This window comes from Comamonas sp. 17RB, assembly GCF_030056555.1.
In the GTDB taxonomy this organism is placed as follows: domain Bacteria; phylum Pseudomonadota; class Gammaproteobacteria; order Burkholderiales; family Burkholderiaceae_C; genus Comamonas; species Comamonas terrigena.
In genome coordinates this window covers 174,994-198,147 of sequence record NZ_JASHHY010000010.1, presented here as the reverse complement: position 1 = coordinate 198,147, position 23,154 = coordinate 174,994, and the positions used below count along the sequence as shown (strand labels likewise).

The 23,154-nt window shown below is 67.0% G+C and carries 21 protein-coding genes; 5 read left to right on the top strand and 16 right to left on the bottom strand.

Annotated features, from left to right (window positions below; all coding sequences use genetic code 11):
• Nucleotides 1–45 precede the first annotated feature (45 nt).
• From QM470_RS18485 to QM470_RS18475, 3 genes are all read right to left on the bottom strand, one after another.
• Nucleotides 46–474: a barstar family protein gene (locus QM470_RS18485; RefSeq protein ID WP_066538426.1), complete on the bottom strand. Its 429-nt coding sequence runs from the start codon at nucleotides 472–474 to the stop codon at nucleotides 46–48.
• A gap of 131 nt (nucleotides 475–605) precedes the next feature.
• Nucleotides 606–1,016: a guanyl-specific ribonuclease gene (locus tag QM470_RS18480; protein WP_280012528.1), complete on the bottom strand. Its 411-nt coding sequence runs from the start codon at nucleotides 1,014–1,016 to the stop codon at nucleotides 606–608.
• Between the two features lie 160 nt (nucleotides 1,017–1,176).
• Nucleotides 1,177–3,489 (bottom strand): NADP-dependent malic enzyme, encoded by a 2,313-nt coding sequence (locus QM470_RS18475; protein ID WP_283340266.1) that lies wholly within the window; start codon nucleotides 3,487–3,489, stop codon nucleotides 1,177–1,179.
• Between the two features lie 303 nt (nucleotides 3,490–3,792).
• On the opposite strand from QM470_RS18475, the gene QM470_RS18470 reads away from it, so the two are divergent.
• From QM470_RS18470 to QM470_RS18460, 3 genes are all read left to right on the top strand, one after another.
• Nucleotides 3,793–4,797 carry a Bug family tripartite tricarboxylate transporter substrate binding protein gene (locus tag QM470_RS18470; protein WP_283340265.1) on the top strand — a complete coding sequence of 335 codons (1,005 nt, stop codon included), beginning with the start codon at nucleotides 3,793–3,795 and terminating at the stop codon, nucleotides 4,795–4,797.
• Nucleotides 4,798–5,060: 263 nt separating this feature from the next.
• A complete protein-coding gene (locus tag QM470_RS18465) occupies nucleotides 5,061–5,441 on the top strand; it encodes a hypothetical protein (RefSeq protein ID WP_283340264.1) in 381 nt (126 codons plus the stop codon).
• Between the two features lie 223 nt (nucleotides 5,442–5,664).
• Complete coding sequence (locus QM470_RS18460; protein WP_283340263.1) at nucleotides 5,665–6,225, top strand: ureidoglycolate lyase; 561 nt, start codon at nucleotides 5,665–5,667, stop codon at nucleotides 6,223–6,225.
• A 192-nt stretch (nucleotides 6,226–6,417) separates the two neighbouring features.
• On the opposite strand, the gene QM470_RS18455 is transcribed toward QM470_RS18460, so the two are convergent.
• From QM470_RS18455 to QM470_RS18430, 6 genes are all read right to left on the bottom strand, one after another.
• Entirely contained in the window at nucleotides 6,418–7,599 is a 1,182-nt protein-coding gene (locus QM470_RS18455) for an amidase (RefSeq protein WP_283340262.1), read from the bottom strand.
• A gap of 141 nt (nucleotides 7,600–7,740) precedes the next feature.
• Nucleotides 7,741–8,766, bottom strand: coding sequence for an ABC transporter ATP-binding protein (locus tag QM470_RS18450; RefSeq protein WP_283340261.1), 1,026 nt, complete (start codon nucleotides 8,764–8,766; stop codon nucleotides 7,741–7,743).
• Between the two features lie 14 nt (nucleotides 8,767–8,780).
• Nucleotides 8,781–9,818: an ABC transporter ATP-binding protein gene (locus QM470_RS18445; protein WP_283340260.1), complete on the bottom strand. Its 1,038-nt coding sequence runs from the start codon at nucleotides 9,816–9,818 to the stop codon at nucleotides 8,781–8,783.
• Nucleotides 9,819–9,821: 3 nt separating this feature from the next.
• Entirely contained in the window at nucleotides 9,822–10,724 is a 903-nt protein-coding gene (locus tag QM470_RS18440; RefSeq protein ID WP_066538253.1) for an ABC transporter permease, read from the bottom strand.
• Nucleotides 10,725–10,748: 24 nt separating this feature from the next.
• The gene (locus QM470_RS18435; protein ID WP_218333253.1) at nucleotides 10,749–11,699 is read right to left on the bottom strand and encodes an ABC transporter permease; all 951 of its coding nucleotides are present in this window, start codon (nucleotides 11,697–11,699) and stop codon (nucleotides 10,749–10,751) included.
• A gap of 160 nt (nucleotides 11,700–11,859) precedes the next feature.
• Complete coding sequence (locus QM470_RS18430; RefSeq protein WP_502846856.1) at nucleotides 11,860–13,539, bottom strand: ABC transporter substrate-binding protein; 1,680 nt, start codon at nucleotides 13,537–13,539, stop codon at nucleotides 11,860–11,862.
• A 153-nt stretch (nucleotides 13,540–13,692) separates the two neighbouring features.
• On the opposite strand from QM470_RS18430, the gene QM470_RS18425 reads away from it, so the two are divergent.
• On the top strand, nucleotides 13,693–14,949 hold the full coding sequence (locus tag QM470_RS18425; protein ID WP_283340259.1) for a Zn-dependent hydrolase: 1,257 nt from the start codon (nucleotides 13,693–13,695) through the stop codon (nucleotides 14,947–14,949).
• A 77-nt stretch (nucleotides 14,950–15,026) separates the two neighbouring features.
• A complete protein-coding gene (locus QM470_RS18420; protein ID WP_283340258.1) occupies nucleotides 15,027–15,710 on the top strand; it encodes an aspartate/glutamate racemase family protein in 684 nt (227 codons plus the stop codon).
• 18 nt (nucleotides 15,711–15,728) lie between these two features.
• Here QM470_RS18420 and QM470_RS18415 read toward each other — a convergent pair whose 3' ends face one another.
• The 7 genes from QM470_RS18415 to QM470_RS18385 all read right to left on the bottom strand — a co-directional run bounded on the left by QM470_RS18415 (nucleotide 15,729) and on the right by QM470_RS18385 (nucleotide 23,151).
• Nucleotides 15,729–16,688 (bottom strand): tripartite tricarboxylate transporter substrate binding protein, encoded by a 960-nt coding sequence (locus tag QM470_RS18415; RefSeq protein WP_283340299.1) that lies wholly within the window; start codon nucleotides 16,686–16,688, stop codon nucleotides 15,729–15,731.
• Between the two features lie 145 nt (nucleotides 16,689–16,833).
• A complete protein-coding gene (locus QM470_RS18410) occupies nucleotides 16,834–17,625 on the bottom strand; it encodes an IclR family transcriptional regulator (RefSeq protein ID WP_283340257.1) in 792 nt (263 codons plus the stop codon).
• 186 nt (nucleotides 17,626–17,811) lie between these two features.
• A complete protein-coding gene (locus tag QM470_RS18405; protein ID WP_283340256.1) occupies nucleotides 17,812–19,284 on the bottom strand; it encodes a M81 family metallopeptidase in 1,473 nt (490 codons plus the stop codon).
• Nucleotides 19,281–20,549 carry a Zn-dependent hydrolase gene (locus QM470_RS18400; protein ID WP_283340255.1) on the bottom strand — a complete coding sequence of 423 codons (1,269 nt, stop codon included), beginning with the start codon at nucleotides 20,547–20,549 and terminating at the stop codon, nucleotides 19,281–19,283. The genes QM470_RS18405 and QM470_RS18400 overlap by 4 nt, the downstream gene beginning before the upstream one ends.
• Before the next feature lie 51 nt (nucleotides 20,550–20,600).
• Nucleotides 20,601–21,308: an ABC transporter ATP-binding protein gene (locus QM470_RS18395; RefSeq protein ID WP_283340254.1), complete on the bottom strand. Its 708-nt coding sequence runs from the start codon at nucleotides 21,306–21,308 to the stop codon at nucleotides 20,601–20,603.
• A complete protein-coding gene (locus QM470_RS18390) occupies nucleotides 21,305–22,117 on the bottom strand; it encodes an ABC transporter ATP-binding protein (RefSeq protein ID WP_283340298.1) in 813 nt (270 codons plus the stop codon). Before QM470_RS18390 ends, QM470_RS18395 begins: the two co-directional genes overlap by 4 nt.
• Nucleotides 22,118–22,131: 14 nt before the next feature.
• The gene (locus tag QM470_RS18385; RefSeq protein WP_283340253.1) at nucleotides 22,132–23,151 is read right to left on the bottom strand and encodes a branched-chain amino acid ABC transporter permease; all 1,020 of its coding nucleotides are present in this window, start codon (nucleotides 23,149–23,151) and stop codon (nucleotides 22,132–22,134) included.
• Nucleotides 23,152–23,154 lie beyond the last annotated feature (3 nt).

Here is a 23,154-nt window from a genome sequence, read left to right as displayed (position 1 = left end):
CCGGTGTGACCGGGCGTTTTCGCATGGGGGCTGGCGCTGCGGCGCTTACAGGAAGGAGTAGAAGCAGCGGAAGGCGATCTTGCGCTCGGCCCAGTACTCGGCCGCATCGCGGAAGCAGTCCAGAAACTGCTCGCGCGCTTCCTTGTCGAACTTGGTGGTGGTGGGGATCTGGTCCAGCACCAGGATGAAGCCCGGCTGCGGGCCGGCCTTGTGGATGGGGTCGGTCAGGCAGTCGTACAGCGCATCGAAGTTTTTGCCGAAATGCGCAGGGAAGTGGAACTGGGTGGAAATCAGCTCCAGGATGTCAGGCTTGTTCTGGGCGTGGGCCAGGTTGGCGTACAGGAAATGCTGACCCAGCGTGGCCGCGGCTTTCTGCAGATCGGGGATGTGGAAGGCCCGGATCGACTGCACGATGTTGCTGCGCACCCCGCGCAGCGGGGTATCGTTCTCGGGACGAAGTGGGCGCTTTTCCATCTCCGTGGTACTTTCTGTTGTTCGTGCAAACCCCAGGAAAGCGGGGTTTTGCAATGCAGGGGTGGACGGCGGGCTGGCCAGGAAGTTCCCCATGGCGTTGCTCTGGCGGTCCCAATCCAAGTCCTGGTAGCTCATGGCGTGATCTTCCGGAAACTGCTGTAGTGGTCGCTGGTGTAGTAGCACGCATCGGGTTGCTGCGGCTGCTGGCCGCCGCAGACGATGCGGCGTGCACCTCGGTCGCGGGAACGGGGCGTTTTGACGGTGTATTCGCGGTAATAGCCGCGCCGGTTCGCAGGCAGGGCGCGCTCCCGGTTGCCGAACACCGCACCATCCTTGTCATACGGGAACGGCCCGCCTTCCAGGATCAGTGCGTAGGTGGTGCGGCCCTGCGGGGGCAATTCCTGCAGCGTGATGCCAGGCGCATCCACGGCCGCATCCCATGTGCCGCGCGCGAATGCAGACGTGCCCGGCAGGGCGCAAGCTGCACCCAGCAGCACGGCCATACCTGTGCGCAACGCGTGATTGGCAACCGCCTGGAACATCGATAAACACCTTCCAAAACCCGGGTTTGCCCGAAATTTCGACCCGTAAGTGTGACGCAGCGCCCCCCAAAAAGCAAGCGCCGGCCAGGTCGTCCCAGGCCGGCGCTTGCGCCGTATCAATGTAAAGTTTGTGTAGCACGGCCCCCATGGGGCCGGCCGTTCAGCCGCGGGCGGCGTTGGCGTCGGCCACCGTCAGGGCGGTCATGTTGACGATGCGGCGCACCGTGGTGCTGGGGGTCAGCACGTGCACCGGCTGGGCGGCGCCCAGCAGCACCGGGCCGATGGCAATGCCGCCGCCTGCCACCTGCTTGAGCAGGTTGTAGGAGATGTTGGCCGCATCGATATTCGGCAGCACCAGCAGGTTGGCATCGCCGGTCAGCGTGCTGTGGGGCATCAGCTTCTTGCGGGCGTCGCTGTCGATGGCCACGTCGCCGTGCATCTCGCCGTCCACTTCCAGCCAGGGGGCCTGGATGCGCAGCAGCTCCAGCGTCTCGCGCATCTTGAGGGCGCTGGGCTGGTTGCTGGAGCCGAAGTTGGAGTGGCTCAGCAGCGCCACCTTGGGGTGGATGCCGAAGCGCTTCATTTCTTCGGCCGCCATGATGGTGATCTCGGCCAGTTGCTCGGCCGAAGGGTCGTAGTTGACGTGCGTGTCCACCAGGAACACCTGGCGGTCCGGCAGCAGCAGGCCGTTCATGCAGGCGTAGGTGGTGGCGCCTGCACGCTTGCCGATCACCTGGTCGATATAGTGCAGGTGGATGGCGGTGTTGTTCCAGGTGCCGCAGATCAGGCCGTCGACCTGGCCCTTTTCCAGCATCATCGCGCCGATAAGCGTCAGGCGGCGGCGCATCTCGATCTTGGCAATGGCTTCGGTCACGCCCTTGCGCTCGGTCATGCGGTGGTAGGTCTGCCAGAAGTCGCGGTAGCGGTCGTCGTGCTCCACGTTGACCACGTCGTAGTCCACGCCTTCCTTCAGGCGCAGGCCGAACTTCTCGACGCGCTGGGCAATGATGGCCGGGCGGCCGATCAGCGTGGGGCGGGCGATGCGTTCGTCCACCACGATCTGGCAGGCGCGCAGAATGCGTTCATCCTCGCCCTCGGCGTAGGCCACGCGCTTCTTGGCAGCCTTCTTGGCGACGGTGAAGATGGGCTTCATCACCGAGCCCGAGGCGTAGACAAAGGTCTTCAGGTGCTCGCGGTAGGCATCCATGTCCTGGATGGGGCGCTGGGCCACGCCGCAATCGGCGGCAGCCTGGGCCACGGCGGGCGCCACGATCAGCATCAGGCGCGGATCGAAAGGCTTGGGAATCAGGTATTCCGGACCGAAGGTGAGCTCCTGGCCCACATAGGCGGCGGCCACTTCTTCGGACTGTTCGGCCTCGGCCAGTGCGGCGATGGCGTGCACGGCCGCAATTTCCATCTCGGTGGTGATGGTGGTGGCGCCGCAGTCCAGCGCGCCGCGGAAGATGTACGGGAAGCACAGGACGTTGTTCACCTGGTTGGGGTAGTCCGTGCGGCCGGTGGCGATGATGGCGTCGTCGCGTACCGCCTTCACATCTTCGGGAATGATTTCGGGGTTGGGGTTGGCCAGCGCGAAGATGATGGGCTTGGCCGCCATCTTCTGCACCATGTCCTGCTTGAGCACGCCGCCGGCGGACAGACCCAGGAAGGCGTCCGCGCCTTCGATCACCTGGCCCAGGGTGCGCAGATCGGTCTTCTGGGCGAACAGGGCCTTGTCCTCGTCCATCAGCTCGGTACGGCCTTCGTAGACCACGCCGGCGATGTCGGTGACGAACACGTTCTCGCGCTTGAGACCCACTTCCAGCAGCAGGTTCAGGCAGGCCAGGGCGGCGGCACCGGCGCCCGATGCCACCAGCTTGATCTCTTCGATCTTCTTGCCCGCCACCTTCAGCGCGTTGACCATGGCGGCGGCCACCGTGATGGCCGTGCCGTGCTGGTCGTCGTGGAAGACGGGAATGTTCATGCGCTTGCGCAGCTCGCGCTCCACGTAGAAGCATTCGGGCGCCTTGATGTCTTCCAGGTTCAGCGCGCCGAACGTGGGCTCCAGGGCCGCGATCACTTCGACCAGCTTCTGCGGGTCTTTTTCGTTGATTTCGATGTCGAACACATCGACGCCGGCGAACTTCTTGAACAGGACGGCCTTGCCTTCCATCACCGGCTTGGACGCCAGCGCGCCAATGTCACCCAGGCCCAGCACGGCCGTGCCGTTGGAGATCACGCCCACCAGATTGCCGCGGCCGGTGTACTTGAAGGCCGTGGAAGGGTCCTTGACGATTTCCTCGCAGGGCGCCGCCACGCCGGGCGAGTAGGCCAGCGCCAGATCGCGCTGGTTGGCCATGGGCTTGGTGGCTGCAATCTGCAGCTTGCCGGGCTTGGGAAACTCGTGGTATTCGAGGGCGGCCTGGCGCAGCAGGGCGCGTTTATCGGTCAGGGTCGGGGCCTTGGCGTCAGACATCGAGCGTCTCCAAACTTCAGAGGTATCTCTCGCCCTCGGCCGGCCGCCGCCATGGCGGCACTGTGCAATCGGGGCGAATAGTGGAATTGAAGAGGCATTGTAGGCTGGGCGCTATCAAAAATATCAGGGCCATCTCCCTCTGAAAAGAGAAACTACTTCACCTACCATGCAGTAAATCAATGCAAAAAACAGGTGGTTTAAATAAATAAAACGCATAACCTGGCTGAGCCTCATCCAGCCAGGCACTTTTTGCGGCTATGCTGCGCGCAATTCAATTTCACTAAACCAGCATTAGAGGTTCTGATGACGACATCGCTCTCCCGTCTTGCCGCCATTTCCCCGGTCCGCGCCCTGTGCGGGCTGGCCGCCGCTGTGGCGGCCCTGGCATCGCCTGCCGTGCACGCTGCGGACTACCCCAGCAAGCCCATCACGCTGGTGATTCCGTTCTCGGCCGGTGGCTCCACCGACATCGTGGGCCGTCTGCTGGCCCAGAAGATGAGCGAGAGCATGAACATCTCGGTGGTGGTGGAAAACAAGCCGGGTGCCAACGGCACCATCGGCGTGGACCGCGTCGCCAAGTCGCCGGCCGACGGCTACACCCTGGTGCTGGGTGATGTGGGCGGCATGTCCATGGCCCCCGGCCTGTACCCCAAGCTGCCCTACAACCCGCTCAAGGACCTGGCACCGGTCAGCCTGGTGGGCCGCAGCCCGCTGGTGCTGACGGTGGGCGCCAACAGCCCGCTGAAATCGCTGGGCGACCTGACGGCGGCCGCCAAGGCCAACCCCGGCAAGCTGAACTACCCCTCGTCCGGCACCGGCGGCCCCAACCACATGGGCGGCGAGCTGTATGCCATCCAGTCCAAGGTCAAGGTCACCCATGTGCCGTACAAGGGCAGCGCTCCGTCCGTGGTGTCGCTGGTGGCGGGCGAGACGGACTTCGGTTTCCTGACCGCTGTCACCATCAACTCGCAGCTCAAGGCCGGCAATGTGCGCGCCCTGGCCGTGGCCCATGACACACGCCTGCCTTCCATGCCCGATGTGCCCACCACCACCGAGGCCGGCCTGAAGGGCTTCATGGCCGACGCCTGGTTCATGGCGGCCGTGCCCGCCGGCACGCCCCAGCCCATCATCGACCGCCTGTACAAGGAAATCGCCAAGGCCCTGACCGACGCCGACGTGAAGGCCAAGCTGGACGCCGGTGGCGTGCTGCCCTCGGGCCTGGATCCCAAGGCTTCCACCGCGTTCCTGAACAGTGAAGTGGGCAAGTGGCGCGAAGTGATCAAGACCGCCAAGATCACGCTGGAATAAGCCCCTCCCAGGCCGGGCACCGCATGGGTGCCGGCGGCCTGGTGGGTGCACTGTTTTCATGGAGCGGCCCGTAAGGGCCGCTCCTTTTTTACATCTGCGCCGGTGGCATATGCGCCGCAGGGCCTCCATCCGCAGGGGCCCCGGCAGACAGCACGGGATGGCCAGGAGGCCGCACCTGGGGGCCTGGACCTACAGACCGCCGCGGCCCAGGCGCGCATGCTGGCGGATCAGGCTCCTGCCGGGGCCGGAAAGGAAAGCCCTCCATGCCCACCCGCTTCGTGATGACCACCGCCTGCGCCACCGCCCTGCTGGCCGCCTGCAGCCCCCAGCCGGACGCGCATGCCGGCAACGCCTTTCCCATGGCCGCCCCCACGCACTTTGAGCAGCCCATCCCCAGCAAACCGCTGTTTGGTGACCCCATCGTCACCGACCACAGCGTGTTGCCGCCCTCCAAGCCCGATGCCTTGCGCGCACCGCTGCCGCCGCTGGCAGCCCTGCCCCAGGCCACGGCCACCGAAGCGGCGCCCAAGAGCGAAGGCCCCAAGGATGCCGGCGGCGCCGTGAACCCGGCCGCGGGCCAGGCAGCGGCTATCTCGGATGGACAGGGTGAAGGCGACAAGCAGCGCCTGGGGGCACCCAAGTAAGGCCTTTCCGGGGGACGGCTGCGCCGGCAGCCGGTGTGGGCCACGGCTGAAAAGCGTTTTGCAACGGCGGTGCGCTGGAACCCACCATCCGCTGCGGCATGCCTGGGTCTTGGTGGCGGCAGCAGCGCAGGGTGAAAAAGTCTTTTCACGCGCGGCCACGCACCATGGCGCAGCGCGCCTGTGGACAAGTGGTACCCGGCATTGCAATTGCTTGGGCAATGGCATGCACAGCCCTTCCTTTTCTTCCACGGCCTCTGCCGCTGTTTCCATTGACTCCGGTCTGGTGCTGGCGGCGCAGCCGCTGACCCCTGCCGCCTTTGCCCCTTTTGGCCAGGTCGTGGCGGTGGACGACCAGCCTGCCACGTTGCCGCAGCGCAGCATCAACAGCGGCAATGCCCGGCGCTATGACCTGCTGGCCGATCTGCAGCTCACCGCCGACGGCGGCGTGCCCACACTGGCCCTGTTTCGTGCCCATGCGCGGCAATTTCCGCTGCAGGTGGTGGAGATGGAACGCCATGCCCTGGGCAGCCAGACCTTTGTCCCGCTGGGTACGCAGCGCTTTGTGGTGGTCGTGGCCCGCCCGGGCCCGGCACCGCAGGCAGGCGATCTGCACGCCTTTGTCACCGACGGCCGCCAGGGGGTGGTGCTGGCGCCAGGCACCTGGCACCACGCGCTGCTGGCCGTGGAAGGCGGGGATTTTGCGGTGGTGGAGCGGCGCGCCGTGCAGGTGGATTGCGATGTCTGCGGCGTGGACCCCGCGCTGACGGTGGCGCTGCTGCCATAAGGCCAGCGGCCGGCCCGCAGCGCGATGGGCTGGTGCGCGCGCAGATGCCGCAGAGATGGGCGCCCCGCGGCCCACAACGGCCGTGGGGAAGCCCGGAAGGGGCTTGCGTGCAGATCCTCGCAGCAGACGGCTCAGGGCCGGTCTGCTGCGCGCCACGCGATGGTGTCGGGAACCGCCCCGACAGCGCCGGATTCAGGCCTGCGCCAGCTTTTCCGCCATCGCGATCAGGCTGCGGTCACTTCCCTTCGGTCCCAGCAGCGAGATGCCCAGCGGTGCCCCCTCGCGCCCGGCCAGCGGCAGCGAGATTTGCGGAAAGCCCGAGAGCCCGGCGATGCACAGCATCTGTACGGCGTTGTTGCGGTAGGCCTCCAGCGACGCTTCGTCGGCGGAGCGCAGCGGGGCAATGTCGGGCATGGTGGGCAGCACCAGCACGCCGTCATCGCCCAGCAGAGCGGCCAGGTGCTGGCGGAAGCGTTCGCGGAACTGGCTGGCCTGGACGAACTGGGCATCGGTCACTTCTTTGGACCATGCAAAGCGCTCCTTTACGCCGGGACCCAGCACGGGGGCGTAGCGCTCGATGAAAGCGCCATCGGTCATCCAGGCTTCGCGGCCCTGCACGTAGCGGAAGGCCCAGTACATGGCATCGAACGATTCCAGCACCACGCCGGTGTCGGCGCTGGGGCCGAAGGTGCGTGCGATCTGCTGCAGCGCGCCGTCCCAGGCCGGGCGCACGGCGGGAGCGATCAGGCCCCAGACATCGGTGGGCGACAGCAGGCGGGGCGCGGCCGGCAGCGGGGCGGTGTCCGCGTCCAGCAGCACATCGGCCACGCGGGCAAAGCTGTGGGCGTCGCGGGCGAACCAGCCGCAGGTGTCCAGGCTGTGGCACAGGGCCAGGGCCGACGCCAGGCTGACACGGCCGTGCGTGGGGCGGATGCCGTACAGGCCGCAGTGGCTGGCCGGTGCGCGCACGGAGCCGCCAGTGTCGGTGCCCAGCGCAAAGTCGCACAGCCTGCTGGACACGGCCGAGGCCGAGCCGGATGACGAGCCGCCGGTGATGCGATCCGGTGCCGCGCCGTTCAGCGGGGCGCCAAAGTGGGCGTTGTTGCCGTTCATGGAGAAGGCCAGCTCGTCCGTCACCGTTTTGCCGGCCAGTGCGGCGCCGGCATCCAGCAGCTTCTGCACCGTGGGGGCGTTGGCGGTCTTGATGCCCGACATGGCCAGCACCAGCGGGTTGCCGCCTCCGGTGGGGTAGCCGGCCACGTCAAACAGGTCTTTGACGCCGAAATACAGACCGCTCAGGGGGCCGGTGCCGGCGTGGGGCACGGGCACATCGGGGTAGGGAACAAAAGCGTGTGCAGGATCGTTCAAGGGCATGGCAAGTCTCGTGGAAGGACAGGGGGGAGTGGTGTTTGCGAGCAGACGCTGCGGGCCAGGGTCTCCAGGGATTCACATGCATGGCGCATGCGAAGCCCATAGGGACAAGCACGGGGACAGCACCTGCGGCGTCAATGCGCTTCAGGCCGCCAGCAGCTGCGGCGTCAGCGCGGCCGAGGCATCGGTGCGGATGCAGCGGGCCATGTGGCCGGGCGCCAGCGTGACCGGGCTGGGCACGGCCTGCAGGCAGGCGTCCTGTGCCAGGCGGCAGCGCGGTGCAAAAGCGCAGCCGGGCGGAATGGCGGTCAGGTCGGGCGGCGCGCCACCAATGGTCTGCAGGGGCTGGCCGCGCTCCATGGCGCCGTGGGAGCGGCTTTGCAGCAGCGCCATGGTGTAGGGGTGGCGCGGGCTGCGGATCAGCTGTTCGGCCGTGCCTTCTTCCACGATGCGGCCGGCGTACATCACGGCAATGCGGTCGGCCACTTCCACGGCGGCGCCGATGTCATGCGTCACAAAGATCACGCCCAGGCCCAGTTCGCGTTGCAGTTCGCGCAGCAGCAGCAGCACCTGGATCTGCACCGTGGCGTCCAGCGCGGTGGTGGGTTCGTCCGCCAGCAGCACCTGCGGGTTGCAGGCCAGGGCCAGGGCAATCATGGCGCGCTGGCGCATGCCGCCGGACATTTCATGCGGATAGGCTTTCAGGCGCTGTTCCGGGCTGGGAATGCTCACGCGCTGGAACAGCTGCAGCGCACGCTTCTCTGCGTCGGCCTTGTTCACGCCGGGTTCGTGGCGGCGGATGGCTTCCACAATCTGCGCGCCCACCGGATAGACCGGGTCCAGGGCCAGCAGCGGGTCCTGAAAAATCATGGCGCAGGTCTTGCCGCGAAAGTCGTTCAGCGCCTTGCCCTGCATGGCCAGCACATCATGGCCGGCGACCTGCACCTTGCCCTTCATGGTGGTCTTGCGCTCGGGGTGCAGGCGCAGCAGGGTGCGCAAGGTCACGCTCTTGCCGGAGCCCGATTCGCCGATCAGCGCCACGGCTTCGCCCGGGCGCACGGACAGGCTCACGCCGCTGACGGCCTGCACCGGTTTCTTGCCGCCGGTGAACTGGATGTTCAGGTCTTCAATCGCCACCACAGGGGCGGTGGATGGGGTGGGGGTGCTCATTGCGTGCCTTTCCATCAAGCAGCCAAAGGAATGCAGCCGGCCGCCGGGGCCAGCGGGTGGCCGCTGCCGGGCTCGTGCACCAGGCAGCGCGCGCTGTGGTGCAGCTGCACCTGGGTGATGCCGGGCACCAGCTGCGCGCACACCGCATCGGCCTTGGGGCAGCGGGGGTGAAAGCGGCAGCCGCTGGGTGGGTTGATGGGATTGGGCGGATCGCCCGCCAGCGGCGCCTGCTGGGTGCGGTGGACCGGGTCCATGCTGGGCACGGACGACAGCAGTGCCTTGGTGTAGGGGTGGGCGGGCTCGGCAAACAGCGCATCGGACGGGCCGATCTCCGCCACCTGGCCCAGGTACATCACCATCACGCGGTCGCTGATGTAGTGCACCACGCCCAGGTCGTGGCTGATGAAGACATAGGTCAGGCCGAATTCGCGCTTCAGCTCGGCCAGGAGGTTCAGCACCTGCGCTTCCACCGATTTGTCCAGGGCGGAGACGGCCTCGTCCAGGATCACCATGCGCGGTTGCAGTGCCAGCGCGCGGGCAATGTTGATGCGCTGGCGCTGTCCGCCGGACAGCTCGTGCGGGTAGCGCTCGGCAAAGCGGGCCGGCGCCAGGCCCACGCGGTCCATCAGGTGGTGGGCGCGGGCCACGGCCTCCTTGCGCGACACCCCGTGCACCTGGGGGCCGAAGGCGATGGAGTCTTCGATGGTCAGCCGCGGGTTCAGCGAGGCATAGCTGTCCTGGAACACCATCTGCACCTGGCGGCGGAACTCCTTCAGCGGCAGGTCGCGTGAGCCCACGGTGCGGCCGTCAAAAATCAGTTCGCCCTTGGTGGGATCCATCAGGTGCATCAGCAGGCGTGCCGTGGTGGATTTGCCGCAGCCGGATTCACCGACCACGCCCAGGGTCTCGCCCTTGAGCACTTCAAAATCCACCCCGTCCACGGCACGCACGGTGGCACCGTTCTTCAGCGGGAAATGCTTGGTCAGGCCGCGCACGGTGAGCAGGGGCTGGGCGGGGCCGCCCACATCGGGCATTGCGTGGGTCAAAGGCATGGCTTACCCCTTGTTGTCCATGGCCGAACGCAGGCCGTCGGACAGAAGATTGAACGAGATCGAGGTGATGAAGATCATCAGACCGGGCAGGGCTGCCACCCAGGGCTGGGTGTAGATGGCGGTGCGCAGGGTGTTGAGCATCAGCCCCCATTCCGGCTCCGGCGGCTTCACGCCCAGGCCCAGGAACGACAGGCCGGAGGCCAGGATCATCGACACCGCAATCAGGCTGGTGGAGTAGACAAAGATCGGCCCCAGCACATTGCCCAGCACATGCACGCGCACGATGGTGAACGGGTGGGCGCCGGTGGCGCGGGCGGCTTCCACATAGTCCCGGTTGCGGGCCTGGGCGGTGACGCTTTCGGCCACCCGGGCAATCTGCGGAATGAACACGATGGTCAGCGACACCAGCGAGTTGAAGATGCCGGCGCCCAGGGCTCCGGACAGTGCAATCGCCAGCAGCACCGAGGGGAAGGCGTAGAACACATCGATGGTGCGCATGATCACGGTGTTGGTACGGCCACCGGCGTAGCCCGCCAGGATGCCGATGCCAGCGCCGATCACAAAGGCCATCAGCACCGGGGTGATGCCCATGAACAGCGACAGGCGTGCACCCACCATCAGGCGCGACAGCAGGTCGCGGCCCAGTTCATCGCTGCCCAGCGGCAGGCCTTCGGTGCCGATGGGCTTGAGGCGCTTGAGCATGGAGGCGGCATAGGGATCGGAAGGGACGATCCACGGCGACAGAATGGCCACGATCACCAGCAGCAGGATGACGGCGGCCGCACCCATGGCGACCGGGTCGTGCAATAGGCGCTGCAGCACCGAAGACCAATAGCCGCGCGAGCGCTGCGCGGGCAGCGGCTGGACCTGGGCCGCTGCGTCGTTGGGGAGGGAAAGGCTGGTCATGGAACGGACTCCTCAAGGTGGCGGTCAGCGGGCGATGCGGGGGTCGAGCAGGGTCTGCACCACGTCGACAATGAGGTTCAGCAGCACGAAGAACACGGCCAGCACCAGGATGGAGCCCTGCAGCAGTGGCAGGTCCCGCTGGAAGATGGCTTGGTTCAGCAGAAAGCCGGTGCCCGGCCAGGAGAACACGGTCTCGATCAGGATGGAGCCGCCCAGCAGATAGCCCAGCTGCAGGCCCATCACGGCCAGGGCGGTGGGGGCGGCGTTCTTCAGCACATGGCGGAAGATGCCGACGTGCGTCAGGCCCTTGGCCTTGAGTCCGAGGATGAATTCCTGGTCCAGCAATTCCGCCACCAGCGCACGCACGGTGCGGGCGATGATGCCCAGCGGAATCACCGACATGGTGATGGCCGGCAGGATCATGAACTGCACATGCTCCCAGTCCCAGGCCCAGTCACCCGATCCGCCCGGTCCGGCGCCGGTGGCCGGCAGCCACATCAGCTGCGACGAGAAGATGATGACCATCACCATGCCCAGCCAGTAGTGGGGCACGCTCACGCCCAGCACCGACAGCATGGAGCAGGCGCGGTCTACCCAGGAGTTGCGGAAGTAGCCGGCCACAAAGCCGAACAGGCTGCCCAGCACAAAGCCGATCAGCGTGGCCACCACCGCCAGGCGCAGGGTGTTGACCACGGCGGTCATCACCTCGCTGGCCACGGGGCGGCTGGTGGCGATGGACTGGCCCAGATCGCCCTGCAGCGCACGCCACACCCAGCGGGCAAACTGCTCGGGCAGCGGGCGGTTGAAGCCGTACAGCTCGCGCATCTGCGCCTGCAGTTCGGCCGAGGCATCGGCCGGCAGCACCGAGACCAGCGGATCGCCGGGCGCCAGGTGCACCAGCGCAAAGCACAGCAGGGCCACGCCCAGCATGATGGGGAGGGTGTAGAGAATGCGTCGCAGCAGGTAGGCAAGCATGGTGGGAGAGAGGTTCGTGGGAGGAAGCGGACCATGCGGGTTCGCACTGGCGGGTGGGTGGGTTTGGCACCCGCCCGCCACCGGCGTGGCCAGGGCCTGCGGCCCAGCCACCAACAGCGTGCGGCGGCGTCTGCGCGCCCGCTCACACGCGCAGAACGGCTTACTTCATCGTCATGGTGGCGATGTCGATGAACCAGCTTTGGGGCTGGACCACATTGCCCACCTTGGCCGACATGGCGCGCGGACCCACGTCGTGGGCCACGAACAGGAACGGTGCCTCATCGACCACCAGGGTGTGCAGCTCGGCCAGGGCCTTGTCACGTTCCTTGGCATCGAAGGTGGTACGCGCCTTGTCCACCACGGCATCCACCTGCTTGTTGCTGTAGAAGCCCCAGTTGTTGGACAGCGGCGGGAAGGCCTTGGTGCTGACGAAACGCACCATGGCGAAGAACGGGTCCATGGTGGCGGCCGTGATGTTGGTGGCGTTGCTCTTGTTGGCGCTGGCGTCCTTGGCGCCGATGCGCCAGCTGGAGAACAGCGTGTTCCACTCGACCACGTCGAACTCCACGTCAAAGAAGCACTGCTTGAGGTTCTGCTGGATGAACTCGTTCATCGGCAGCGGCTGCATCTGGCCCGAGCCGGAGGCCGAGGTCTGGATCTTCACCTTGATGGGCTTGCTGGCGCTGTAGCCCGCCTGCTGCATCAGGGCCTGTGCCGCCTTCACGTCGTACTTGATCTGGAAGCTGGGCTTGCCGCGCCAGGGGTGGCCGGGCTCGAACATGCCGGTGGCCGGTTCCATCTGGCCATTGAGCAGCTGCTTCATGCTGGTGCGGTCCACGCACAGATTGGCGGCATGGCGCACGCGTTTGTCCAGCCAGGGCGAGCCTTCCACAAACGAGAACTGCCAAGGCCAGATGTGCGGCTGCAGGTTGGAATAGACCTTGAAGCCACGGCCCTTGATGGCGTCCAGCGCATCGGGTGCCGGGGCTTCGATCCAGTCCACCTGGCCGCTCATCAGTGCCGCGGTGCGGGAGTTGGCCTCGGGCAGGGGCAGCAGGACCACCTTGTCGATGGTGGGCGTGCGCTTGGGGTCCCAGTAGGCGCTGTTCTTCACCATTTCAAAGCGCTCGCGCGGCACAAAGCGCGCGCCCTTGAACGGGCCGGAGCCGGAAGGATCGGCCGCAAACGCGGTCCACGCGGCCTTGCTGCGCTCGGCCTTGCCGGTGACCGAGGCGGGCACCGCTGCCAGCTTCTTGGCCCAGTGTGCGGGCGACGCCATGAACAGATTGGTCAGGTTGATGGGCAGGAAGGCATCGGGTTCGGACGTGGTCAGCTCCACGGTCAGGTCGTCGATTTTTTTGGCGCTGCGCAGTGTGGGCATGCGCGATGCCGTCACGCCCACCTGGGCGGGATCGAACTGCTCGGCCTCCTTGTCCAGCACTTTCTTGACGTTCCACACCACCGCATCGGCGTTGAAGGCGCTGCCGTCGTGGAACTTGACGCCGGGGCGCAGCTTGAAGACCCACTTGGTCTTGTCCTTGGCATCGACTTCCCAGGACAGGGCCAGGCCGGGGATCATTTCGCTGGGCTTGTCGGTCTTGGTCAGATCCCACTGCGTCAGCGCGTCGTACAGCGGAATGCCGGTGAAGCGGTTGCCTTCGAAGCCCTGGTCGGGCTGGCCGGAGGTGCGGGGAATGTCCCCCGCCGTCATGGCAATGCGCAAGACTTTTTCTTGGGCCATGGCGGTGGTGGCGGCAGCACCGCCCAGGGTCATGGCGACAGCGAGGGCCATGGTTTTGAGCGCGGGGCGGGAAACGGAGAAACCGGGAGACGAGCGCATCGGAGACCTTTCCAAATTGGTGGGAGACAAGGCCTGCAATGCAAGTGCCGTGCCATCACGCCGCTATCGAATATCGATACGTGATGTTGTGTGTTCGATGCGTGTTGGCACGGTTTATGCGAATTTCCTGCTTTCTATCGAGGAGTCCCGCGAATGAGCACGCCTGCAAATCCCCTGCGTATTGATGCCGACCGCCTGTGGCAGTCACTGATGGATCTGGCCCGGATCGGCGCCACCCCCAAAGGGGGTGTGTGCCGCATCGCCCTGACCGATGAAGACAAGGCCGGCCGTGACCAGGTGGTGCAGTGGTTTCAGGAGGCCGGCCTGGCGGTGCGCATCGACGAGGTGGGCAATGTCTTCGGCCGCCGTGCCGGCACCGATCCGCAGGCCCGTGCCGTGGCCACGGGCAGCCACATCGACACCCAGCCGACCGGTGGCAAGTTCGACGGCAACTACGGGGTGATGGCAGGTCTGGAAGTGGTGCGCACCTTGAATGCCCAGGGCATCCAGACCGTGGCACCGCTGGAAGTGGCGTTCTGGACCAATGAGGAAGGCACGCGCTTCACCCCGGTGATGATGGGTTCCGGTGCATTTGCCGGTGTTTTTGGTGCAGAAGACATCCGCTCGCAACAAGATGGTGCAGGCATCACTGTGGGTGCCGAGCTGGAACGCATCGGCTACCGCGGCACAGTGGCCTGCGGCGATGTGCCCGGCGGCCCGTTTGCCGCCTACTTTGAAGCGCACATCGAACAAGGTCCGGTGCTGGAGGCCTACGACAAGCCAATCGGTGTGGTCAGCGGCGCCCTGGGCCAGCAGTGGTACGACGTGACGGTGACCGGCATGGACGCGCACGCCGGCCCCACGCCCATGGATCTGCGCCATGACGCCATGCTGGCCGCCGCCCGCATGATGGACGCGGTGAACCGCATTGCCCTGGACGAAGCCCCGCATGGCCGTGGCACCGTGGGCCATGTGCAGGTGCTGCCCAACTCCCGCAATGTGATTCCCGGCCAGGTGAAGTTCACCGTGGATTTCCGCAATCTGTCGCAGGACGGCCTGGACCGCATGGACCTGGGCATGCGCACGCAGTTTGCACAGCTGGCGGCGCAGTGCCAGTGCACGGTGGAGCTGGAGCAGGTGGTGAAGTTCGAACCCTGCGTGTTCCACGCCGACTGCGTGGCCAGCGTGCGCCATGCGGCCGAGCAGCTGGGCTATGCGCACATGGACGTGGTCAGCGGGGCCGGCCACGACGCCGTGTATGTGCACGGCGTATCGCCCACCGGCATGATCTTCGTGCCCTGCAAGGACGGCATCAGCCACAACGAGATCGAAGACGCCAAGGCCGAGCATCTGGCGGCCGGCTGCAATGTGCTGCTGCACGCCATGCTGGAGCGTGCCGGCATCGCCTGACGGGTGTGTGCAGGGGTTGGCACCCAATTTGCACACGGCGTGTGCACAGGGCCGCCGGCCCGTGCAAAGGAGTGCGCATGCCGCAGTGGCTGGTGGTCAACCCCAATACCTCGGAAACGGTCACCCAGGCCCTGGTCCATCACCTGTCGGCGGGCACGCCGCAACGGCGCTGGCATGGGGTGACGGCGGCGTTTGGTGCGCCCTATATCGCCGATGAGCGCAGCTACTGCATTGCCGGCCACGCCGTGCTCGACGCCTGGGAACGTGCCCAGGCTGCGGCCCCGCCGCAGGGCTATGCGGGGGTGCTGGTGGGGTGCTTTGGCGACCCGGGGCTGGAGGCGCTGCGGTCCACCACTCCGGTGCCGGTGCGGGGGCTGGCCGAAGCCTCGCTGCAGGCGCTGTGGGCGCAAGGGCCGCAGCGCATTGCCATCGTCACCGGCGGGGCGGCATGGAAGCCCATGCTGCAGCGCTGGAGCCGTGCCCAAGGCCATGCGCTGGCGCCGGACGGCCACGGGGCCGGCATCACCGACATCCATGTGCTGCCGGCCTCCGGTGCGCAGCTGATGCAGTCGCCGGAGCAGGCTGCGCAGGCCCTGGCTGCGGCCTGCGCCCAGGCCCTGGATGTGCCCGGGACCGATGCCGTGCTGATCGGTGGCGCGGGCCTGGCCGGCATGGGTGCGCGGGTGCGGGCCCTGAGCGGCGCCCCGGTGTGGGATTGCGTGGAACTGGTGCGCAGTGCCTGGGCACCGCACAGCGCCTAGGCGGGCGGTGCTGCTGCGTTAATCCGCTGCTGCAAACTGCTTGAGCACCGGGGTCCAGTTCTTGAGCATGTCCTGGATGTAGGCGCCGTAGCTGGGTGCGTCCTTGTAGTCGAGCTTGAGGCCGAACTGGTCGGCACAGTTCTCGAACTCGGGCGACTGGCCGGCGATGTGGAAGGCGTCCTGCAGTTTCTTCACCGTGGCCGGCTGCATCCTGGCCGGGCCCAGCACGCCCAGGGTGCTGGGTGCGACCAGGTTGTACCCCAGTTCCTTGAGCGAGGGCGCATCGAAGCCCTTGACGCGGTCTTCGGTGAACACGGCCAGCAGGCGCAGGCGGCCGTCGCGCACATAAGGCACCCACTCGGCCGTCTGGGCCATGAAATCCACATCGCCCCGCATCAGTGCGGTGATGGCTTCCGGCCCGCTCTTGTACGGTGCATGCACCCAGTCCACCGCCACCTGCTTGGCCAGGCGCTCGGCCGTCAGGTGCTGGGGCGTGCCAATGCCGGCGGTGCTGTAGCTCAGCGTCTTGTTGCTGGACTTGGAGGCCTTGATCAGATCGGCCAGGGTTTTGTGCGGCGAATCGGCCCGCACCAGAATGCCGGCCTGGTACTGCGCCACCATGGCCACGGGCGTGAAATCGCGCACCACGTCGTACGCCACCTTGGGCATCAGCACCTGGTTCAGCACGCCGGCCGAGGACAGGGCAGTGAGCACATAGCCATCGGGCTTCTGGCGTGCGCCGTGGCTCAGCGACAGCGTGGTGCCGGCGCCGGGCTTGTTGTCCACGATCACTGTCTGGCCCAGCTGTTTGCCCACGTTCATGGCCAGTACGCGGTTGCAGACATCGGTGCCGCCGCCGGCGCCGTAACCCACCACCAGCGTGATCGGGCTGGCAGGGTATTCGGCCGCGCCAGCGCCCAGGCTCAGGGTGCAGAGCAGGGGCAGCAGTGCCAGGGAGGAAGTCGTTGTGCGGTGCATCACGGTAGGTCTCCTGTGGGTGAATCCGGCAAGAACACGCGGGGTGTTGCAGGCATTCTTCACAGGCCTTGCGCGCGGTGCATGGATGTTTCTACCGTGCTGCTGTTGCCTAGGCGACGCTGGCACCGCAGTGCCATGGCAGGGCTCAGGTGGGCGGCACCAGCCGGGAGATGGCCCGTGCGCACTCGATCACCAGCGGGGCCAGCTGGCGTTCGGCATCGGCCATGCTCCAGCGGCTGGTGGGGGGCGCCACATGCACGGCACCCACCGCCTCTCCCCGGGTGTTGAAGACTGGCGCGGCAATGCCCATGTCGCCGATGAAGAGCTCTTCGCAGTTGGTGGCGTAGCCGGTCTCGATACAGCGCTGCAGCTGGGCCATCAAGGGCTCCAGCTGCGTCAGGGTGGTGCGCGTGCGCGCGGGCCGTGCCGCCTGCTCCAGCAGGGTGCGCGCCTGGGCCGTTGGCAGCTGGCTCAGGTAGGCACGGCCGCAGCTGCTGGCGTACATGGGGATCTGCGTGCCCACCGGTGTCAGCACCGGGATGTGCTGGGTGGTCAGCACCTGGGCCAGGTAGACCATGTGGGTGTCGGTCGGCTCGGTCAGCGTGGCGGTTTCGCCGCTGGCGCGTGCCAGCTGCGCCAGGTAGGTGTGGGCGGCGCTGATCATGGGGTGGGCGTCCAGGTAGTTGAAGCCGAGCTCCACCACGCGGGGCAGCAGCAGAAAGCGCCGGGTGCTGGGGTGCTTGCCGATGTAGCCCAGGCTTTGCAGCGTATGCACCGAGCGCTGGGCCGAGGCCTTGCTCATGCCGGTGCGCTGTGCCACCTCGGCCAGTGTCAGGCTGCGGTGCGCGCCATTGAAGGCGCACAGCACCTGCAGGCCCTTGGCAAGCGACTGGTTGAACAGGCCGTCGGAGGAAGGGGCAGCATCGCGGGGTGGCATGGTCAGGGCGGTGGTGGCAATGCCGGAGGCCTCGCAAGAACTGCACCAATCCGGGCCATGGCGACGCGAGCCCGTGCCATCAAAAAAGCCCCGCCGGGGCGGGGCTGTGAATCCGGGCGGCAAACCGAGGGGCCACCCGGCAAGGAGAGCGCGGCACCGGCCTGGGACAGCCGCCGCCGGGCGCCGTCACATGGCGTCCAGCGGGAAGGCGGGGCGCTGCACCTGCTGGAAGGCAAAGCGGCTGTAGTCCGAGGTCGTCACGCCGGGGCTGTCGCATTCCACCAGTCCGGCGGACAGGGGGACGAACACGGGCCGGCAGTACATGCGGGATTTCAGCAGCAGGTAACGGAACTGGGTGGGATCCAGGCCCACGCAGTGGAACACGCCCAGGTCCCAGGGCTCGTGCGTCTGTTCGGTCAGGACCACCTGCACCGCTCCGGCATCCAGCAGCACGGTACGCCCCATGCAGAAAGTCTGGCCGGTGTAGATGGGACCACTGACGGTGTAGCAGCCGTCGCTGATGGCCCGGACCGTGCCGCGCAGCCGCACCGGTGCCGGGGCACGGCCGATCTGTGGCATGGGGACCTTGTTGCCCACGTCCAGCTCCACCACCGCGCCTTCGCCCGCGGTGATCAGGTGGGCGACGGCCTCGGGGTCGCAGATGGGCCCCATGGCCATGCCATCCAGGCCCTGGGCCAGGGCGGCCTGCAGCACATCCATGGTGTCGCAGGTGCCGCCGGACATGCAGTTGTCCCCATGGTCCAGCAGCAGCACCGGACGGGTCACGCTGTGGGCCAGTTGCCGGGCCTGCTGCAACGCGCTGTCCAGGGATGCGCTGCGGTAGATGAAGTCCTGGCGGTGGCCCCAGATCCAGCTGGCGATCTGGTCCACCTGGGCCTTGCCCTGGGCGTAGGCGGCGCCGGTGTCCTGCACCGTGGCCACCACGCTGATGAAGGGCTGGGGAATGTCGGAGAGCGAGAAGCCGCCAAACACCGTGACGGCCGCCACGCCGGCCTGCTCGGCAGCGCGGGCCTGGGCGACGGCCTCGGCCATGGCGCCCCCCAGCGTGGTGCTGCGCAGTGTGTGGCCCATCAGTGGCAGCTGCCGCCAGATGACACGGTAGCGCGGGCCACCGGTGGCCATGGCCAGCAGCAGGCGCGCGGCGTGGGCACCGGTTTCGTACATGTCGACGTGCGGATAGGTCTTGAAGCCCACCATCACATCGGCGTTCTGCACCATGGCCTCGGTCAGATTGCCATGCAGGTCCAGCGCCACGCCGATGGGCACCCCCGGCGCTGCCGCACGCACGCGGGCCAGCAGGGCGCCTTCACCGTCGGCCGCCTGCTCGGCCACCATGGCACCGTGCAGGTCCAGCAGGATGGCGTCGCAGCCTGGCAAGGCATCGAGGATGCACTGGGTCAGCGCGGCATAGGCATCGGCATGGACGGTGCCACTGGGGTTGGCCATGGCGGAGACCGGGGTGACCAGGGTGGCGTTCAGGGTTTCGGCCTGGTCGATGAAGGCCGCCATGGCGGTGCGCATGCCTTTGTTGGCGCGGTAGGCATCGCGGCCGTAGGTAGGGCTGAAGGCCTGCAGCGGCGTGGGAACGGGGGAAAAGGTGTTGGTCTCGTGGTTGAGCCGGGCGATCAGTACTTTCATGCCGCCACTCCTGCGGCGTCGAGCATGCTGCGCAGCAGCACGTTGCAGCCGGCTTCCAGGTGGGCGGGCTCGGCGTCTTCGATCTCGTTGTGGCTGATGCCGTCGGCACAGGGGACAAAGATCATGGCCGTGGGCGCCAGGCGGGCCACGTAGACGGCGTCGTGCCCCGCACCGCTGACCACGTCCATGGCGCTGTAGCCCAGTGCCTGTGCGTTGCGGCGCACCGCATCCACCAGGCGGGCTGTGAACGGCTGGGGGGCAAAGTACACCACCTGTTCGACCGCAATGTCGACATGGCGGGCGGCGGCAATCTCCTGGCACAGGCGGCGCAGCGCGGCATCCATGTCGGACAGCATGGCGTCATCGGGTGCGCGCAGGTCCACGCTCATCTTCACGCCGCCGGGAATCACATTGCGCGAGTTGGGGTAGACCTCCAGCTGGCCCACGGTGCCGCGTCCGTGCGGCATGCGTTCCACGGCAATGCGGTTGACGGCGGCAATCAAGTCGCTGGCGGCCAGCAGCGCGTCCTTGCGCATCTCCATGGGCGTGGGGCCGGCGTGGGCTTCCATGCCCTGGATCTGCACGTCATACCAGCGCTGGCCCAGCGCGGCCTGCACCACGCCAATCACGCGCCCGTGCTTTTCCAGCACCGGGCCCTGTTCGATGTGGGCCTCGAAGTACGCACCCACCGGGTGCGCGGCGGAGCCGGCGGGACCCGCGTAGCCGATGGCGCGCAAGGCGTCTTCCACGCTGGTCCCCTGGGCGTCGCGCTGCTGCAGGGCATGTTCCAGGGTGAAGGCGCCGGCAAACACGCCGGAGCCCATCATCACCGGGACAAAGCGCGAACCTTCCTCGTTGGTCCAGACCGCCACTTCCAGCGGGGCGCGGGTGCGCACGCCTGCGGCATTGAGCGTGCGCAGCACTTCGATGCCGGCCAGCACGCCGTAGTTGCCGTCGAACTTGCCACCGGTGGGCTGGGTGTCGATGTGGCTGCCGGTCATCACCGGGGGCAGGCTGTCATCGGTCCCGGGGCGGCGCGCAAAGATGTTGCCGATGGCGTCCACGCGCACGCTGCAGCCGGCTTCCTGGGCCCAGTGCACGAACAGGTCGCGGGCCTGGCGGTCCAGGTCGGTCAGGGCCAGCCGGCACACGCCGCCTTTGGGGGTGGCTCCGATGCGGGCCAGATCCATCAGCGACTGCCACAGGCGTGTGCCGTCGGTGCGCAGGGTGGTGGTCTGTGCGGCGGGGGGGGAATGCAAGTCCATGGAGGGGCTCCCGGTGAAAGCAAAGGTCAGAGCGCGAGCGAGGGGTGCCGGTCAGGCAATCCCCACGCCCAGGTAGCGGTCCTTGACGGTGTCATCGGCAATGAAGTCGGCATTGCCCGCTTCGTGCACGATGCGGCCTTGTTCGATGATGTAGTGGCGGTCGGCCAGCTGGGTGCAGACCTCCAGGTTCTGCTCCACCAGCAGGATGGTCACGCCCGCCGCCTTGATGACCTTGAGCTGGGCGACGATCTCTTCCACGATCACCGGGGCCAGCCCTTCCACCGGCTCATCCAGCATCAGCAGGCGCGGCTTGTTCATCAGCGCGCGGCCAATGGCCAGCATCTGCTGTTCCCCGCCCGACAGCTGCCCACCCCCGTTGCTGCGGCGCTCCTTCAGGCGCGGGAAGATGCGATAGACATCGTCCAGCTGCCAGGGGGAGTCCTTGCGCAGGGCCAGCAGCAGGTTTTCCTCCACCGTCAGCAGCTTGAAGACCCCCCGGTGCTCGGGCACCAGGCAGATGCCGCGCTGCGCCACATGGTGCGTGGCCAGCTGGTGTGTGGGCTGGCCGGCAAAGCTGATGCGGCCCTGCGGCGGCTGCAGCACACCGGCGATGGCCTTGAGCGTGGTGGTCTTGCCGGCGCCGTTGCGGCCCAGCAGGGTGACCAGTTCGCCTTCGTCGATGCGCAGGCTCACGCCCTGCAGCACATGGCTTTTGCCGTAGTAGGCGTGGATCTGGTCCACATTCAGGATGCTGCTCATGCCTTCCCTCCGGTGATCATATTGCCCAGGTAGGCGGTGCGCACCCGGTCGTCGTTGCGGATCTGCTCGGGAACGCCCTCGGCCAGCACGCGGCCCTGCTGCATGACAGTGATGGTGTCCGAGATGTCCATCACGATGCCCATGTTGTGCTCGATCAGCACCACGGTGTGCTCGTCCTTCAGGCTGGCAATCAGGCGCTTCATGTCGTCCAGATCGTCGATGCCCATGCCGGACGTGGGCTCGTCCAGAAAAATGGCCTTGGGTCTGGCCGCCAGGGCCATGCCCACTTCCAGCCGGCGCTGCTGGCCGTGGGACAGATTGCCTGCCGCCGTGTCTGCAAAGCGCTGCAGGCCCAGGCGTTCAATGACCTGGTCGACCACCTCCTGGTTGGCGCGCTTGCCGGTGGGGGCGTTCCAGAAGTCCAGCGCATGCTGGGGCGCGATGCCCTGTGCGGCCAGGCGCAGGTTTTCGCGCACCGACAGCGTCAGGAACAGGCTGGTCACCTGGAACGACCGCGCCATGCCGCGCTGCACGCGGCGGTGGTCGGGTTCCCGGGTCACGTCGTGGCCGTCAAAGACGATCTGCCCGCTGGTCACGGTCTTGGTGCCCGTGAGCATGTGGAACAGCGTGGTTTTTCCGGCGCCGTTGGGGCCGATGACCGAGTGCACGGTGTGCGCGCGCACCTGCAGGTCCACGCCACCCAGGGCGATGAACTTGTCATAGTGTTTCTGCACGCCCTTGGCATGCAGCAGCACGGGATGGCGGGCGCTGGCCGCCGCAGTGGACGGCGATGCGGCAGCGGTAGTCATGGCGGTAGTAGTCATCAGACATTCCCTCCCTGCTGGGCGCGGGTGGCCGTGGGGGCATCGGCCACCGGAGCGGCATCGGTGGCCGGTTTTCTACCGGGGCGCAGGCGCTGGAGGATGCTTTCACCCAGACCCCACAGGCCGCGTTGCATGCCCAGGCTGACGACGATCAGCACCATGCCCAGCAGCATCAGCCAGCGCGGCCACAGGGTGGACAGCCAGTCGCCCAGCAGCAGATAGAACGCCGCGCCCAGCACCGAGGCCAGCAGGTTGCCGGTGCCGCCGATCACGGTCATCAGCAGGATGACTTCGCTGGTGTGGTACTCCGCGTTCGACAGCGGTGCAATGCCAGCCATCATGGCGTGCAGCCCTCCGGCCAGACCGGTGACGGCACCCGAGATCACAAAGGCTTGCAGCTTGAGCAATCGCAGGTTGTAGCCCACGGCAGCGGCGCGTTCCTCGTTGTCGCGCACCGCCAGCAGGGTGCGGCCGAACATCGAATCGCAGGCACGGCGCAGGAACCAGAACGTGACCAGGAACAGCACCGCCACAAAGCTGTAGAACTGCCACGGTGTCTGCAGCGACCACAGGGTGTAGCCGGCCACGCCGATGGCAGGGCGGGGCACGTCCAGCAGGCCGTTGTCGCCGCCGGTGATGTCGGTGGCGGTATAGGCAATGAAATAGAACATCTGTGAGAACGCCAGCGTCAGCATCACAAAGTAGGTGCCGCGCTGGCGTATGGCCACCCAGCCCACGATGGCAGCGCCCACGGCCCCCATCAGCACGGCCGAGACCAGCGCCACGGGCACGGGCAGCTGCCAGCGCGTGAGCAGCACGCCAATGGTGTAGCTGCCCAGGCCGAAGAACACGCCTTGGCCAAAGGACAGCAGGCCGGTGTAGCCCAGCAGCAGATTGCAGGCCATGGCGGCCAGCGAGAAGATCAGCACTTCGGTGGCCAGCGAGCCGGACTGCATGCACAGCGGCATCAGCAGCACGATGGCGAGTGCCAGCAGCAGTTGGATATGGGGTCGGTTCATCAC